The sequence below is a fragment of the Microbacterium sp. genome, assembly GCF_044508325.1.
Lineage (GTDB): Bacteria > Actinomycetota > Actinomycetes > Actinomycetales > Microbacteriaceae > Microbacterium.
This window is the reverse complement of the sequence record NZ_JBIQHX010000020.1, coordinates 1-16,147: the sequence shown is the minus strand read 5'-3', so window position 1 is coordinate 16,147 and position 16,147 is coordinate 1. Positions and strand designations below refer to the sequence as shown.

The 16,147-nt window shown below is 70.6% G+C and carries 13 protein-coding genes; 7 read left to right on the top strand and 6 right to left on the bottom strand.

Translation table 11 applies throughout. From position 1 onward, the window contains the following. Window positions 1-44: 44 nt before the first annotated feature. Together ACIWQI_RS13575 and ACIWQI_RS13570 are read left to right on the top strand one after the other, a co-directional pair. A complete protein-coding gene (locus ACIWQI_RS13575; RefSeq protein WP_396658179.1) occupies window positions 45-773 on the top strand; it encodes an EI24 domain-containing protein in 729 nt (242 codons plus the stop codon). Window positions 774-927: 154 nt separating this feature from the next. Beyond that, on the top strand, window positions 928-5,700 hold the full coding sequence (locus tag ACIWQI_RS13570) for an NAD-glutamate dehydrogenase (protein WP_396658177.1): 4,773 nt from the start codon (window positions 928-930) through the stop codon (window positions 5,698-5,700). 7 nt (window positions 5,701-5,707) lie between these two features. Here ACIWQI_RS13570 and ACIWQI_RS13565 read toward each other — a convergent pair whose 3' ends face one another. Then, window positions 5,708-6,034 (bottom strand): DUF1801 domain-containing protein, encoded by a 327-nt coding sequence (locus ACIWQI_RS13565; RefSeq protein ID WP_396658176.1) that lies wholly within the window; start codon window positions 6,032-6,034, stop codon window positions 5,708-5,710. Window positions 6,035-6,177: 143 nt separating this feature from the next. Between ACIWQI_RS13565 and ACIWQI_RS13560 the strand changes: the two genes are divergently transcribed. Then, window positions 6,178-6,765, top strand: a complete 588-nt coding sequence (locus tag ACIWQI_RS13560; RefSeq protein WP_396658175.1) for a protoglobin domain-containing protein — start codon at window positions 6,178-6,180, stop codon at window positions 6,763-6,765. A gap of 27 nt (window positions 6,766-6,792) precedes the next feature. Next, complete coding sequence (locus tag ACIWQI_RS13555) at window positions 6,793-7,368, top strand: MarR family winged helix-turn-helix transcriptional regulator (protein WP_396658173.1); 576 nt, start codon at window positions 6,793-6,795, stop codon at window positions 7,366-7,368. On the opposite strand, the gene ACIWQI_RS13550 is transcribed toward ACIWQI_RS13555, so the two are convergent. After that, window positions 7,337-8,062, bottom strand: a complete 726-nt coding sequence (locus tag ACIWQI_RS13550) for an alpha/beta fold hydrolase (RefSeq protein ID WP_396658171.1) — start codon at window positions 8,060-8,062, stop codon at window positions 7,337-7,339. The genes ACIWQI_RS13555 and ACIWQI_RS13550 overlap by 32 nt on opposite strands. A 121-nt stretch (window positions 8,063-8,183) precedes the next feature. Between ACIWQI_RS13550 and ACIWQI_RS13545 the strand changes: the two genes are divergently transcribed. Continuing rightward, window positions 8,184-9,737: an alpha/beta hydrolase gene (locus tag ACIWQI_RS13545; RefSeq protein WP_396658170.1), complete on the top strand. Its 1,554-nt coding sequence runs from the start codon at window positions 8,184-8,186 to the stop codon at window positions 9,735-9,737. Window positions 9,738-9,759: 22 nt separating this feature from the next. Here ACIWQI_RS13545 and ACIWQI_RS13540 read toward each other — a convergent pair whose 3' ends face one another. Both ACIWQI_RS13540 and ACIWQI_RS13535 read right to left on the bottom strand, forming a co-directional pair. Then, entirely contained in the window at window positions 9,760-10,212 is a 453-nt protein-coding gene (locus ACIWQI_RS13540) for a flavodoxin family protein (RefSeq protein ID WP_396658168.1), read from the bottom strand. A gap of 12 nt (window positions 10,213-10,224) precedes the next feature. Continuing rightward, window positions 10,225-10,602, bottom strand: a complete 378-nt coding sequence (locus ACIWQI_RS13535; RefSeq protein WP_396658166.1) for a VOC family protein — start codon at window positions 10,600-10,602, stop codon at window positions 10,225-10,227. A gap of 131 nt (window positions 10,603-10,733) precedes the next feature. Here ACIWQI_RS13535 and ACIWQI_RS13530 point away from each other — a divergent pair, with 131 nt between their 5' ends. After that, on the top strand, window positions 10,734-12,614 hold the full coding sequence (locus ACIWQI_RS13530; protein ID WP_396658164.1) for a glycoside hydrolase family 15 protein: 1,881 nt from the start codon (window positions 10,734-10,736) through the stop codon (window positions 12,612-12,614). A gap of 15 nt (window positions 12,615-12,629) precedes the next feature. Here the strand turns inward: ACIWQI_RS13530 and ACIWQI_RS13525 are convergent, their stop codons facing one another. After that, entirely contained in the window at window positions 12,630-13,241 is a 612-nt protein-coding gene (locus ACIWQI_RS13525; RefSeq protein ID WP_396658163.1) for a MarR family winged helix-turn-helix transcriptional regulator, read from the bottom strand. Window positions 13,242-13,352: 111 nt separating this feature from the next. On the opposite strand from ACIWQI_RS13525, the gene ACIWQI_RS13520 reads away from it, so the two are divergent. Further along, window positions 13,353-15,683, top strand: a complete 2,331-nt coding sequence (locus ACIWQI_RS13520; protein WP_396658162.1) for an MMPL family transporter — start codon at window positions 13,353-13,355, stop codon at window positions 15,681-15,683. Here the strand turns inward: ACIWQI_RS13520 and ACIWQI_RS13515 are convergent. Further along, window positions 15,569-16,006, bottom strand: coding sequence for a pyrimidine dimer DNA glycosylase/endonuclease V (locus ACIWQI_RS13515; protein WP_396658161.1), 438 nt, complete (start codon window positions 16,004-16,006; stop codon window positions 15,569-15,571). The two genes, ACIWQI_RS13520 and ACIWQI_RS13515, sit on opposite strands and share 115 nt — an antisense overlap. Window positions 16,007-16,147 lie beyond the last annotated feature (141 nt).

The window sequence follows — 16,147 nt, the reverse complement described above, 5'->3', positions numbered from 1 at the left end:
CGCGCGCGCCGCGCCGTCGCGCGGCCGGTCGTTAGGCTGAGCCGATGCGCGAATTCGTGCGGGGTGCCGCGACTCTGGGCCGCGGTTTCGGGTGCTGGCGCACCCGCCCCGGGCTGATGGCGCTGGGGCTGATTCCGGCCGCTTTGGTCGGCCTCCTGCTGCTGACCGGTCTGATCGCGCTCGGCACGAGTCTTCCGGGCATCACCGTGTCGCTGACGCCGTTCGCCGAGGGCTGGCCGGGCCTGTGGGCCGCCGTCGTCCGGATCGCGGTCGGCACCGCGCTCATCGGCGCCGCGCTCGTGCTCGTCGCCGTCTCGTTCACCGCGCTCACGCTGATGGTCGGCGAGCCGTTCTACGACCGCATCTGGCGCGGGGTCGAGTCGGACCTCGGCGTGACCGACCCGGGCCCGGGCGTGGGCTTCTGGCGCGGCGTCGCCGACGGACTCCTCCTGTTCGTGCGGGGTGTCGGCGTGGCGGTCGTGGCTGCCGTGATCGGACTGCTCCCGGCGGTCGGCGGCATCCTCGCAGCCGTCTTCGCCGTGCTCATGACCGGACGGCTGCTGGCCGACGAGCTCACCGCGCGCGCGATCTCGGCCCGCGGGATCGGTCGGGCCGAGCGGCGGCGGATGCTGCGCGCACAGCGCGCACGCGTGCTCGGCTTCGGCGTCGCGACGCAGCTGTGCTTCATGGTGCCGCTCGGCGCGATCGTCACGATGCCGGCTGCCGTCGCCGGCGCGACGCTCCTCTCGCGCGACCTGCTCGCCGCGCGCTGAACGGCCCTTTCCGCGGGCGCCAGACCGCACAGATTGCTCGAATCCGCCGGTATTCCAGCACTTTGTGCGGCCGCGGCGCGCCCCAGGCGCCCGACGGCTGCGCGGAGGCGGGGCCGAGCGTGCGAATGCCCCCGGCAGAGGCGATGATGGACCCATGACGAGCACCGCCGCTCAAGCCCGGCTTCTCAGCGCCCTCGACGGGGTCGATCCGACATTGCGTCCGGGCCTGGAGCGACTGCTGAAGAGAGTGGATGCCGAAGAGCTCGCCGATCGTGAGCCGCGCGACGTCGTGGGGGCGGCCACCACGATGCGGGAGCTCGCCGCGCGCCGCAGGGCCGGCGAGACCCTCATCGCCGTCTTCACGCCGACCCTGCGCGAATACGGGTGGACGTCACAGCGCACCATCGTCGACATCTGCACCGCCGACGCGCCGTTCCTGGTCGACTCGGTGACCGCGGCCATCGCCCGCCGGGGACTGAGCGTGCATCTGGTCGTCCATCCGGTGGTGTCGGTCAGCCGCGACGCGGACGGCGACCTCGTCGAGCTCGACAGCAGCGACGGGCAGCTCGAGTCGTGGATGCACCTCGAGGTGGACCGCGTGCCCACCGAAGATGAGCGGGCTGCGCTCGAGGGCCACCTGCGCGAGGTCATCGACGATGTGCACGCGGCCGTGGACGACTGGCAGCCGATGAGGCAGAAGTGCCTCGACATCGTCGCCGAGCTGCGCGCGGCACCCCCGGCCACCGTCGATCCCGCCTCCGTGCAGCCCACCATCGACTTCCTCACCTGGCTCGCGGACGACCACTTCACGTTCCTGGGCTACCGCGAGCAGGTGCTCGAGACCGACGCCGACGGCGAGGAGACGCTGCGCTCGCTGCCGGAGAGCGGGCTGGGCATCCTGCGCGGGTCCGAGACCTCGGTCGCCCGCCTCACCCCCGAGGCGCAGCGCACCGCCCGCAGTCCACGCCTGCTGACCATCACCAAGGCGAATTCGCGTGCCACCGTGCACCGTGACGTCTACCTCGACTACATCGGCGTGCGCACGTTCGACGCCGCCGGGGAGGTCACCGGCGAGCGCCGCTTCCTCGGTCTGTTCACCTCGGCGGCCTATGCCGCCTCGGTGCTCACGCTTCCTATCGCGACCAGCCGGGTGCACGCCGTGCTGGAGGCATCCGGTCACACCCCCCAGTCGCACACCGGCAAGGACCTGCTGCAGATCCTCGAGGACTATCCCCGCGACGAGCTGCTGCAGGACGACCCCGAGCATCTGCTCGCCGTCGCCGTCGAGGTGAGCAGGCTGCGCACCCGCCGGCGCGCGCGCATCTTCCTGCGCCGCGACGAGTTCGGCCGGTTCGTCTCAGCGCTCGTGTTCCTGCCGCGCGACCGCTACAACACGACGGTCCGCCTGCGCATCGAGGCGCTGCTGCGCGAGGCGTTCGACGCCGAGAACGTCGACCACGCGATGCGGGTGGGCGAATCGCCCCTCGCCCAGCTGCACTTCGTCGTGCGGGTGGGCAAAGGCAGGGCGCTGCCCGACGTGACCGAGGACGAGCTGCAGCCGCAGCTCGACCAGGCGATCCGCGGGTGGGAGGAGACCTTCGTCGAGGTGCTCCACGGCATCTACGGCGAAGAGGATGCCGCGACCCTGCTGAGCCGGTACGCGAACGCCTTCCCCGAGGCCTACAAGGAGAACGTCACCCCCGCCGAGGCCGCCCAGGACGTCGAGCTGCTGGAGCGCCTGGAAGCCGGCGAGGAGTTCGCCGTGCACCTGTTCGACCCGGAGAAGGGCGATCCGGGCAAGCGCTATCTGACCCTCGTGTCTCCCGCCGAGTACCCGCTCACGCGGGTGCTGCCGGTGTTGACCGACCTCGGCGTCGACGTCGTCGACGAGCGTCCCTATCGGATCGTGCTCGGCGACGGGCGCACCCGGCACATCTCCGACTTCGGGCTCACCGCCCACGAGGCGTCGCCGTGGGGCGACCAGACGTGGGGCGGTGCCTTCGAAGACGTCTTCACGGCGGTGTGGACCGGCGCCGCCGAGAGCGACCGCCTCAACTCGCTGGTGCTGCTGGGCGGTCTCGACTGGCGCCGGATCGTGATCCTGCGCGCGATCGCCATGTATGTGCGCCAGCTCGGCTCGGCGTTCTCGGTCGAGTACATCGAGCAGGCGCTCATCGACAACTCGCGCATCGCCGCCGACCTCGTGCGTCTGTTCGAGGTGAGATTCGCCCCGGCCTTCGCGGGCGACCGCGAGGCCGAGGCATCCGCGCTCGTCGCCGCCATCCGCGCCGCGCTGGACGACGTGCCCAGCCTCGATCACGACCGCATCCTGCGCTCGTTCGTCGGCGTCATCGAGGCGACGCTGCGCACGAACTTCTACCAGCGCGACCCCGACGGCCGGCCGAAGCGGTGGGTGTCGATGAAGCTCGACTGCGCCCGGGTCCCGGGGCTGCCCAAGCCCTTCCCGATGGTCGAGATCTGGGTGTACTCGCCCGAGGTCGAGGGCGTGCACCTGCGGTTCGGGAAGGTCGCCCGCGGGGGCCTGCGCTGGAGCGACCGGCGCGAGGACTTCCGCACCGAGGTGCTGGGACTGGTCAAGGCGCAGATGGTGAAGAACGCCGTCATCGTGCCCACCGGGGCCAAGGGCGGCTTCGTCGCCAAGCGCCTGCCGCCGCCCAGCGACCGCGACGCGTGGCTCGAGGGCGGCAAGTCCGCCTACCGCTCCTTCATCCGGGGCCTGCTCGACATCACCGACAACCGCGAGGGCGGGCAGATCATCCCTCCCGCGGACGTGGTGCGATGGGACGGCGACGACCCCTACCTCGTCGTCGCCGCCGACAAGGGCACCGCCGCGTTCTCCGACATCGCGAACGGCATCTCCGAGGAATACGGCTTCTGGCTGGGCGACGCGTTCGCCTCGGGCGGCTCGGCCGGCTACGACCACAAGGGCATGGGCATCACCGCGCGCGGCGCGTGGGAGTCGGTCAAGCGGCACTTCCGCGAACTCGGCCACGACACCCAGAGCACCGACTTCCGGGTTGTGGGCATCGGCGACATGTCCGGTGACGTGTTCGGCAATGGGATGCTGCGCTCCGAGCACGTCCGACTGGTCGCCGCCTTCGACCACCGCCATGTGTTCGTCGACCCGAACCCCGACGCCGCGGCGACCTTCGCAGAGCGCAGGCGTCTGTTCGAGCTGCCGGGCTCGTCGTGGGACGACTTCGACCGCAGCGTCATCTCGCCCGGCGGCGGCGTCTTCCCGCTCAGCCTCAAGTCGATCGACATCACGCCCGAGATGCGCGAGGCTCTCGGACTCGATCCGGACGTGCGCACGATGACGCCGATGGAGCTGAAGCGAGCAGTGCTGCTGGCCCCCGTCGACCTGCTCTGGAACGGGGCGATCGGCACGTACATCAAGGCCAGCGACGAGACGGATGCCGAGGTGGGCGACCGCGCGAACGACGCGATCCGCGTCAACGGCGACCAGCTGCGCGTGCGGGTGGTCGGCGAGGGTGGCAATCTCGGCGTCACCCAGCGCGGCCGCATCGAAGCGGCGCTGTCGGGCGTCAGCATCAACACCGATGCCATCGACAACTCAGCCGGGGTGGGCACCTCCGACCGCGAGGTCAACATCAAGATCCTGCTCGGAGCGGTGGAGCGCGACGGACGGCTCGACCGCGCGTCCCGCGACGAGCTGCTGCGCTCGATGACCGACGAGGTGGCCGTGCAGGTGCTGCGCGACAACTACGAGCAGAACGTGCTGCTGGGCAACTCCCGCTCGAACGCCGCGCAGATGCTGCCCTCCCACGAGCGGCTGATGGAGTGGCTGGAGGGCCGCGACGAGCTCGACCGCGAACTCGAGTTCCTGCCCGGGCGGGGCGAGATCCAGTCGCGGATCGACGACCGGCGCGGACTCACCCGGCCCGAGTTCGCAGTGCTGGTCGCCTACGCCAAGCTGGCGCTGAAGAGCGATCTCGCGGCATCCGACCTCGCCGCCGACCCGTGGTTCGCGCACACGCTGGCGGAGTACTTCCCGCAGCCGATCCGGGATGCGTACGGCGACGACCTCGCCGGGCATCCGCTGCGCGAGGAGATCATCGTGAACTCAGTGGTCAACTCGATGGTCAACCGCGGCGGCATCACGTTCGCCCACCGTGCCGCCGATGAGACCGGGGGCACGATCGAGCAGATCGCGCGCGCGTTCGTCGTGGCACGCGAGGTGTTCGACCTGCGGGAGTTCGTGATCGCGGTGGAGGCCACCGACACCGTCGTCGCGACGCAGGTGCAGACGGAGCTGTACCTGGAGTTCCGTCGCCTGCTCGACCGCGCCGCCCGCTGGTTCGTGCAGCGCCGGCGTGAGCGGATCGACATCGGCGCCGAGATCGACGCGTTCGCCGAGCTGATCGCGGGGGCTCGTCTGGGGGAGCTGCTGCGCGGAGACGAGCTCGCCAGGTTCGAGGCACGCGTGCGCGAACTGGAAGAGGCGGGTGTGCCTGAGCCGCTGGCCCAGCGCGGCGCCGGCCTGCTGGCATCCTTCCCGCTGCTGGACGTCGTGGAACTGGCGCGCGGCGTCGATCAGCCGCTCGGCAACGTCGCCCGCGTCTACTTCGCACTGTCGGACCTCGTGCACTTCGACGACGCCCTCACCCGTGTCACGGCGCTGCCGCAGGACGATCGGTGGGGGTCGATGGCCCGCGCCGCGATGCGGGAGGACCTCTACGCGGTCATGGTCTCGCTCACGGCGTCCGTGCTCGGGAGCACCGAGCCCGGCGATGCCGGCGTGAGGGTCGAGACCTGGCTCGACGCGGGCGGCGAGTCCGCGCGCCGCGCGCTGGCCGAGGCGGTCGACGCTGTGCACGCCGGCGACGAGACGGGCCTGGCGACGATCTCGGTGGCGCTGCGGCGGCTGCGTTCGCTCGTGCGGTGACGGCGGGTCAGCTCGTCGCGTCGCGCACGATCTGCGCGACTCTCTGCTCGGTGGCCTCGTCGATGCCCGTCAGCGCCCAGGACGTGGGCATGAGCCGGTCGGCGGAGCCGGCGGGAACCTGGAGACGTGCGTGTTCGGTGAGTCCGAAGGTGACCAGCCCGTCGTCCTGGCGGAAGTGCACGACCACGTTGCCGCCGCGCGCATAGCCGGGCGCGCCCCACAGCAGCTTCGGCGTGAGTCCTGGTGCGGTTGCCGAGATGACCGCGTGCAGCCGCGCTCCGATCTCGCGCGCGCCGCTCGGCCATTTGGCGACCTTCTTGAGGATGTCGGCCATGAGGGATCCCTCCTGTCTGGCTGTCTCGACAGTCTCACCTGTGAGCACGGCGATCGCGACCCCCTTGACAGGATCCGGGGGTTGACATTCCTACATAGGAGTCCTATATTCTGTCGTAGTCATACCGAGGCGAAGGAGCCATCATGTCCACCACCACCGCGCACGGCTACACCTACGATGAGACGCTGACCACGTCCCCGGTCACCCTGGCGCAGCTGCGCGAGGTCGAAGCATCCGTTCTTTGGAGTGCGGAGGATGCCGCCGCCCTCCGCCGCGCCGGCGAGATCCTCGTCCCCCAGACCGATGCGATCCTCGATGTCTGGTACGGCTTCGTCGGGGCGACGCCGCATCTCGTGGAGACCTTCGCCGGTCCTGACGGCGAGCCGTCTCCCGAATACCTCGCCGCCGTGCGCGAGCGGTTCGGTCTGTGGATCCGCGACCTGTGTGAGCGCGACCACGACCAGCGCTGGCTGGACTATCAGAACGAGATCGCCCTGCGGCACACCACGGCGCGCAAGAATGCCACCGACGGCATCGACTCCCCGTCCACGCATGTGCCGCTGCGCCACCTGATCGCGCTCATCGTGCCGATCACCGTCACGATCCGTTCCTTCCTCGAGTCCGGCGAGTCCGACGCGACTAAGGTCGATGCCATGTACCAGGCGTGGTTCAAGGCGGTGACCCTCACCGTCGCCCTGTGGGCGCAGCCCTACGCGCCTGAGCTGTGGTGAGACATCGGGAGGCGGTGGCGTGACGTGATGCCTTCCGCCGACCGACCCTCCGCGCCGGGCGCGAAGCTCGCGACGGCGCTCGAGCAGCTCGCGCGCGCCCGCCGCATGCGGCGGCAGGCGCTGGCGACCGCACGCGGCGTGAGCCCCCTGCAGCTCGACGTGCTCACGGTCCTGGCCGCCGGCGCGCCCCCCGAGCCGACGATCGGACTGCTGGCGCGCGAGCTCGGCGTGGCGCAGCCGACGATCACCGACGCGGTCGCGGCGCTCGAGCGCAAGGGCCATGTCGTCCGCGAGGGCCGACCGGGCACGCGCCACGTGCTCGTGCGGGCGACCGCAGCCGGACGCGAGCTGGGTGAGGCGGAGGATCCGCTCGCGCAGGCGGCAGGTCGGCTGGAGCCGGAGCTGCGCGACGCCGCCCTGGAGGCGGCACTGACGATGATCGCGGCGCTCGTGGACGACGGGACCATCACCGTCGCGCGCACGTGTCTCACCTGCCGGTTCCACCGCCGCGACGACGTCGGAAGCCACTGCGACCTGCTGAAGGTGCCGCTGCCTCCCGGCGACCTGCGGGTCAACTGTCCGGAGCACCGGTCCGCGGCGTGAGCGCCATCCACTCGGCGAGCGCCGCTGTCACCGCGTCCGGGGCCTCGATCGGCGCGAAGTGCCCGCTGTCGGGGAACACCACCAGACGCGCGTCGGCGAGCCGGGCCGCGATGTCGCGGTGCTGCTCCGGCGGGCTCCAGGCATCCGCGTCGCCCACGCCCACCAGCACCGGGCACGTGAGCCCGGGCAGCACCGCCTCGGCATTCGGCCGATCGAGGAGCGCCTGGATCTGCGCGCGGTGGATCCGGGGGTTCATGCGCTCGACCATGGCGGTCAGGTCCTCGCGCAGGCCGGCGTTCTCGTCGGCGTCCCAGTCGCGGATCATGGGCGGCAGCCACTGGTCGGCGACGGCCGACATCCCGTCACTCTCGCCGAGTGCGACCAGCGCCAGCCGGTTCACGTGCTCCGTGGGGGTGCGGGGGTGCACTCCGGTATCGAGGAGGGCCAGCCGATCGATGCGGTCCGGAGCGATCCGCGCCATCTCCAGCGCGACGCGGGCCCCCATGGAGTGCCCGGCGACCGACAGCCGACCCGGGTGCTCGTCGAGCACGCGCTGCGCCATCCCGCCGATCGACGAGTCGCGGGTGACGTCGGCGACCTGCACGTTCCACCGGCCGGAGAGCGCACGGGCCTGATGCCGCCACACGACGTCGTCGGACAGCAGGCCGGGAATGAGCACGAGGGTCTCGGTCATCGCTCCATCCTCGCAGAGCGCAGGATGCGGCCCGGGCGCCGACGTCGACGTCATACGCCCACCTCTTGTGCTCTGTGCAGGACGGGAGGATGATCGCGGGCAGCCGACAAGGGAGCCGGACATGCGCCGCACCCGCCCCATCCTCATCGTCTGCGTGATTTCACTGGCCACGCTGGTGCTCTCCGCGGCCTGCACCGGCGAGGAACCCGAGCCCGAGCCGTCGGAACCGGATGCCGCCAGCGCGTCATATGAGTCCGCTCCCTGTCCGAACCCGATCTACGGCACCACCACCGACTTCGACCTCCCTCCCGAGTACACCTGCGGCTACCTCACCGTTCCGGAGGATCGCTCCGATCCCGGCGGCCCCACCATCCGGATCGCGGTCGCCGTCCGCCCGGCGACAGATCCGAACCCCAAGCCCGACCCGATCGTCTTCCTCTCCGGAGGACCCGGCGGCAGCGGGATCGCGGAGGGACCGGGGGTCGCGAAGGCATGGCATCCCGACCGGGATGTGATCTTCGTCGACCAGCGCGGTGCGCTCAAGTCCGAGCCGTTCCTGGCGTGCCCCGAGGTCGATGAGTACATGAGATCGACCGAGGGGATGTCGTGGAGCGATCCCGCGACCCGCGAGCAGAGCGCGGCGGTCCTGACCACGTGCCGAGATCGGCTGACGGCCGACGGGTGGAACCTCGGCATGTACAACACGACCGAGAGCACCGCCGACCTCGCCGATCTGCGCGTCGCGATGGGCATCGACGAGTGGAACGTCTACGGCGTCTCGTACGGAAGCGACTTCGCCCTCCAGCTGCTGCGCGATCACCCCGAGGGCCTGCGCACCGTCATCGTCGACGCCGTCGTCCCGCCCGATGTCGACGTCATCGAGACGGGGTGGCTCGCCGGGAACGAGAGCGCCTCGGCGATCTACGACGAGTGTGCGGCGCAGCCCGAGTGCAGCGCCGCCTTCCCCGCCGGCATCCACGAGTACGTCGAGGTGGTGAACGACCTGGCGGCGAACCCGCGCACGGTGCGCGTCACCGATCCGCGGTCCGGTGAAGAGGTCGATGTCGTCGTCGACGCCTACAAGCTCACCTACACCGTCGCGTTCGCCACGCTCCTGGGATCGATTCCGAAGATCCCGTCCCTGATCCACAACCTCGCCGTCGGCGACGGCAGCGAAGCCGCCCTGGAGGTGCTCGCCGGACGATTCCCGCCGTCCTTCAACAGCTATGGGCTGCAGTGGGGCGTCCTGTGCAGTGAGATGATCGGTCCCGGTGATCTGGATGTGGTCCAGGAGAACGGCGCGATCGCCTGGCCCGGTTTCCCCACCGCGGTCACCGACCTGCCGGCCATGTTCCCCTGGGCGTTCAGCGACTGCGCGGCATGGGACGTGCCCGCCGCCCCTGCCCAGGCGGCCGTCGCGGCCACGAGCGAGACACCGGTGCTCCTCACGAGCGGCCAGTTCGACGCCACCGCCCCGCCGAGCTATGCGCTGCACGCGTCGCAGACGCTGCCGAACTCGCAGCAGCTCGTGTTCGCCGGCGTCGGCCACTCCGCATCGCGCTGGGCGCCGGAGTGCTTCGCGACTGTGCTGGCCGGGTTCCTCGACGAACCTCTCGCCCCGGTCGATCAGAGCTGCGTCGACGCCATCACCGTCCCCCCGTTCGTCGTGCCCTGAGCGTCCCGCCGCGGCCGGCACGTCAGGGCACCAGGCTCGCCGCGGTGGTGGCACCGAGCTCCCAGCAGGCCTCGCGGGCCTGAGCATCCACCTCGCCGATCACCGTCAGCGGCTCGCGCAGCCGACGCCACCGCAGGCCGGTCGCGATCGTCTCGACCCCGCGCACGGCCCCGGTCGTGTCGCTGCCGCCGTGCACGTAGAGGGCGTAGGGGCGCCCGACCGTCGCGTCGAGCACGGGGTAGTAGATCTGATCGAAGAAGTGCTTGAGCGCACCCGACATGTAGCCGATGTTCGCGGGTGTCCCCAGCAGCACGGCATCCGCGCTCAGCACATCGGCGGCCCCGGCCGCGAGTGCGGGCCGGACGACGACGTCGACACCCGCGATCGCGTCATCCCGGGCGCCGGCGAGCACCGCTTCGAGCATCGTCTGCATGCTCGGCGACGGCGTATGGTGCACCACGAGAAGGGTCGGCACTTCTCCGGCGCCCTACGAGCGTGCGACCACGTAGAGCATGTTGCCGTCCGGGTCGCGGAACGGGCGATAGCGGAAGGAGCCGGGCTCTCCTGTCGTCGGCGCGACGAATTCGACGCCGCGGCGCTCCAGCTCCGCGACGGCCGCGTCGAAGTCCGGCACGCGGAAGGAGAGGTGATCGATGCCGGCCGGATTCCGTGGCAGGTCGGCGTCACGACCCGGGGTCGCCGCCTGCGTCGCGGTCTTGAAGACGTAGAGGTAGATGTCGCCGAGGTGCAGCGTGCCCTCATCCTCCGTGCCCTCGCCGGAGAAGCCCAGCACCTCCGTGTAGAACGCCACCGCGCGGGGGACGTCACTGACGGCGACGCCGATGTTGTCGAGCGCTTCGAACATCGTCCTCCCCGAGGTCCGGCCCGGCTACGCGGCCGGCTTGCCGATACGGACCCGCTAGTCTACCGGGCCGGCTCCGGGCCGCTCGACTCCCGAGCGTGCCACCGCCATAATCAGGCGGTGGGAGGCCGAACATGGCACGGGACTACCCGAACATCGCGGACCACGGGATCATCGGCGATCTGCAGACCGCCGCGCTCATCGACACGGACGGCACCATCGACTGGTTCTGCCTGCCCCGCTTCGACTCGCCGAGCGTCTTCGCGTCGCTGCTCGACCGCGACCGGGGCGGCTTCTGCAGCATCCGCCCCGCCACCGACGATTACGTGACACGGCAGCTCTACCTGCCCGACACGGCGATCCTCGTCACGAGGTTCATGACCGAGGCCGGCGTGGGCGAGGTGACCGACTTCATGCCGATCGTCGACGGGGAAGCGACGAATCGGCATCGGCTCGCGCGCATGGTGCGGGTGGTGCGCGGCTCGATGGACTTCGTCGCCGAGATCCAGCCGCGCTTCGACTACGGGCGGATGCCGCACTCGGTGGAGCTCGTGCCCGACGGCGGTGTGAGGTTCACCGCCGGAGACCACTCGCTCACCGTGCACCGCATCGGCGACCCGGTGCTGCACGGCTCGCAGCGGGCCGGGCGGGTCGAGCCCGCGGGCGACGGACTGCGGATGATCGGCCATCTCGAGGCCGGCGACCTGACCGGCGTGATGTTCGAGTCCGGGGGTGCGTCACCCCGCCCCGTCTCGGAGGCCGAGACGCTCGAGCTGTTCGAGCAGACCCGGCGCTACTGGCGGGACTGGAACGCGCGCTCGACGTACCGCGGCCGGTGGCGTGAGATGGTGGCCCGCTCGGCGATGACGCTGAAGCTGATGACCTATGCGCCGACGGGCGCGCTGGTGGCGGCACCCACCGCCGGACTGCCCGAGCAGATCGGCGGCGAGCGCAACTGGGACTATCGGTACACGTGGATCCGCGACGCGTCGTTCTCGGTGTACGCCCTGCTCGGACTCGGGTACACGGAAGAGGCCGAGGCCTTCGTGAGCTGGCTGATGGATCGCATCCATGAGAGCGTCGGCACCGATTCCGGCCCGCTCAAGATCATGTACCGCGTGGACGGCTCATCCGACCTGGTCGAAGAGACGCTCGACCACCTGAGCGGCTATCGCGACTCCGCCCCCGTGCGCATCGGCAACGGCGCCGCCGACCAGCTGCAGCTCGACATCTACGGCGAGGCGATGGACTCGATCCACCTCGCCGACACGCACGGACTGCAGCTGCCGCACGTCGGCTGGACGCAGGTCGCCCAGCTGCTGGACTGGGTCTGCGAGAACTGGGACACACCCGAAGAGGGCATCTGGGAGACCCGCGGAGGCCGGCAGAACTTCACATACGGCCGCTTCATGTGCTGGGTCGCGCTGGACCGCGGCATCCGGCTCGCCCGCCTGCGCGGGCGTCCCGCCAACGTCGATCGCTGGGTCGAGCAGCGCAACGCGATCTACGACCAGATCATGGAGCGGGGCTGGCATGCCGAGCGCCGGGCCTTCGTGCAGCACGACAAGACGGACGTGCTGGATGCCTCGCTGCTGGTCATGCCGCTGATGGGATTCGTCGCTCCGCGGGATCCGATGTGGCTGTCGACGCTCGCCGAGATGGACCGCGAGCTCGTCTCCGACAGCCTCGTCTATCGGTACAACCCGGAGGCCTCCCCGGATGGTCTGCGCGGTTCCGAGGGCACCTTCACGCTGTGCTCGTTCTGGTATGTCGACGCGCTGGCGCGGGCGGGCCGCCTCGACGAGGCGCAGCTCACCTTCGAGAAGATGCTCACGTACGCGAACCACCTGGGCCTGTACGCCGAGGAGATCGGGCTCACCGGCGAGCAGCTGGGCAACTTCCCGCAGGCCTTCAGTCATCTCTCGCTCATCAACGCCGCCGTGAACCTGGACTACCAGCTCGACCACGGATCAGGTGTCGTCGACCCGGTCCTGCATCGGGGCCGCCGCGGCTGAGCCGAGCCGGTCAGGTCAGGGCCGGGCTCCAGGCGCCGGGGCATCGGCACCGGGCTGCGCCCAGGCCTCGTCGGTGAGCGTGATCTCGTCGGTCATGTCGTCGAGGAACCGGATGACGGTTTCGCGCTCCTCGGCTGTGAGCCGCGCGGCCGCATGGAATCGCTTCGCCTGCTGGCGTCCGACGGTCTCCATCGCCGCCTGGTGCGTCGCGGGCGTGATGGAGATCGCCAGAGCCCGGCGATCGGACGGGTGCGGGCGACGCACGATGTGCCCGCCGCGTTCGAGCCGGTCCAGCATCTTGGTGGTGGACGCCGTCGAGATGCCCAGATGTGCCGCGAGCGCTCCGGGGGTGACGACCGCGCCCGTGTGCGAGGCCACGATCAGGTAGTGCAGTGCGCGCATGTCGGTCTGGTTGAGCTTCATGTAGCGCAGGGATGCGTCCGAAAGCTCCTTCTCGGCGTCGCGCAGGCGGCTCAGGGCCGCCATCAGCTCGCCGATCTGCGCCACGTCCTCCGGGCGCATGCCGGAGCGATCGATGAGCTGGCTGCGGGGGTCGCTCGCCTCCACGTCGTAGAGGTTCGCGAACGTCGACGCGCCCTCCTCGCTCGGATTGGCCACGTTCGTCATTTTACTTCACCATCTTCGTGCTAGTCTCTTTTCTAGCTTAGCTAGATACATGTCGGGTTAGAGACCACCGCTCCGCGCTGTCCACCCGGCACCGACGCGGAGACCCACGACATGACACTGCACCTCGACGCCCCAGCTGAGGAGGAGACTCCTCCCACCCGACGCTCCCGTTCGCGATCGCGCAACCGGGTGCCGCGCTGGCTGCGGATCTTCCTCCCGGCGGTGCTCATCCTCGGGTGGCTGATCGCGGCCGGCGTGGGCGGTCCGTACTTCGGGCGGGTCGATGAGGTCTCCTCCAACGACCAGACCAGCTATCTGCCGGAGTCCGCAGACGCCACGCAGGTGCAGAAGCTCCTCGGCGAGTTCAGCGACTCCGACGCCATCCCGGCGATCGTCGTGTTCACCGGTGATGCCGAGCTCACCGCGGAGCAGTTCGACGCGATCGCCGCGCAGGTCGAAGCGCTGCCGGGCATCGCCGGAGTCGGCGACGACGTGTCGCCTGCGCTCGCCTCGGACGACGGACTGGCGGTCCAGGCATTCGTCCCCGTGGACTCGGAGGCCGAGATCGGCGAGGTCGTGTCGCAGATCGGTGAGCAGCTGCGCGCGCAGGCGCCGCCCGGCGTGACGGTCCACGTGACCGGTCCGGCCGGGTTCACCGCCGACCTTGCAGCCGGCTTCGCCGGCATCGACGGGCTGCTGCTCGGGGTCGCGCTGCTCGCCGTGCTGCTCATCCTCGTCGTCGTGTACCGGTCGCTGCTTCTTCCCGTCGTCGTGCTCTCGACGAGTCTGTTCGCGCTGTGCGCCGCCCTCCTCACCGTGTGGTGGCTGGCCAAGTCCGGGGTGCTCCTGCTGAGCGGGCAGACCCAGGGCATCCTCTTCATCCTCGTGATCGGGGCCGCCACCGACTACTCGCTGCTCTATGTCGCGCGCTATCGCGAGGAGCTGCGGGTCGAGACCGACAAGGCGCGGGCGACCATGCGCGCGATCCGCGGATCGCTGGAACCCGTCCTGGCCTCGGGCGGCACCGTGATCGCGGGCCTGCTGTGCCTGCTGCTCAGCGACCTGAAGTCCAACAGCACGCTCGGGCCCGTCGCCGCGATCGGCATCGTCTTCGCGATGCTCGCGGCGCTCACCCTGCTCCCGGCGCTGCTGTTCGCGTTCGGCCGCAGCGCCTATTGGCCGCGCCGGCCGAAGTTCGAGCCCGAGGTCGTCGCCTCCGAGGACGGCGTGCGCCAGACCGGCGTGTGGACCCGGCTCGCACGTGCCGTCGGCCGTCACCCGCGCCGCATCTGGATCGTGACGACGATCATCCTGCTCGCCGGCGCCGCCGGTGTGACACAGCTCGACGCCGTCGGTGTGCCTCAGTCCGAACTCGTCCTCGGCGCCTCCGAGGCCCGCGACGGCCAGACCGCACTCGGCGAGCACTTCCCGGGCGGCTCGGGCAGCCCGGTGCAGGTGGTCGTCGCGGAGGAGGATCTGCTCGACGCCGCTGACATCATGCTCGCCGCCGACGGGATCGAGAGTGTGGCCGTGGTGTCGGCCGACTCTCCGAGCGGCACCGCCGGCGTGACCGAGGACGGCATCGTCGCCTTCGGCCCGCCCGGGAGCCCGGCGCCGGCGCCGACGGTGGTGGACGGTGCGGTGCTCCTGCAGGGCACGCTCGCCGACGCCGCCGACTCGGATGCCGCCGCGGACACGGTGCTCGCGCTGCGTGCCGACCTCGCCGACGCAGCGCCCGGCGCCCTGGTGGGCGGGGTGACCGCGACGGCGATCGACACGAACACCGCGTCGATCCACGACCGGAACCTCATCATCCCCATCGCGCTGGCGGTGATCCTCGTCATCCTGATGCTGCTGCTGCGGTCGATCCTCGCGCCCGTCCTGCTCGTGCTGACCACGGTCATCTCCTTCGGCACCGCGCTGGGGGTCTCGGCGCTCGTGTTCAACGGCATCTTCGGCTTCCCCGGCGCCGATCCTGCCGTCCCGTTGTACAGCTTCGTGTTCCTGGTCGCCCTCGGGATCGACTACAACATCTTCCTGATGACGCGCGTGCGCGAGGAGTCCCTCACCCACGGCACCCGCCAAGGCATCCTGCGGGGCCTCGCCGTCACCGGAGGCGTCATCACGTCGGCCGGAGTGGTGCTGGCGGCCACCTTCGCCGCGCTCGCCGTGATCCCGATCCTGTTCCTGGTGCAGATCGCGTTCATCGTGGCGTTCGGGGTGCTCATCGACACGTTCGTGGTCCGGTCGCTTCTCGTGCCCGCGCTCACGTACGACATCGGGCCCGCCATCTGGTGGCCCTCGAAGCTCGCCCACGAGCGCGGCGGTCAGCGCTCGGCGGGGCGCTCCCAGGGCTCGATCCCGCCTTCGCGCACCGTGAACAGCGAGTGGGCGGCGGGCTCGTCAGACAACCAGCGCGCGGAGTCGGCCGGGCTTCGCTGAGCCAGCTTGGCGCCCAGGTGCGCCCACTCGTACTCGAGCTGCCCGCGGGTGACGGGGATGGGCGGGGGGAGGGCATCTGGGCGCCGGATGCGGGAGGCATCGAACCGGTACCCGCGGGCATCCGCCTCTGCGGCCACGCCGGCGAGGTAGGCGCTGATCGCCGCGACCGGGTCGGGCGTGTTCCGGAACCGCTCCAACTGAGGATGCCACCGGTACCCGTGGGTATCGCCCGACAGCACGGCCTGCGCCAGCAGCGTCTCGCGCCAGCAGGCGACCAGGCCGATGCGGTCGAGATGTCGCGGATGCAGCGACCAGATCCTCACCCCTGAACCGTACCCCTGGGCCTCATGGGCTCTCGCTGCTCAGAGCGCTGTCGACGGACTCGGGGTGGTTGAGGTCGAACGCGGGTCGCTCGCTGCGGATCCGCGGGATCGACACGAAGTTGTGCCGCGGCGGCGGGCAGC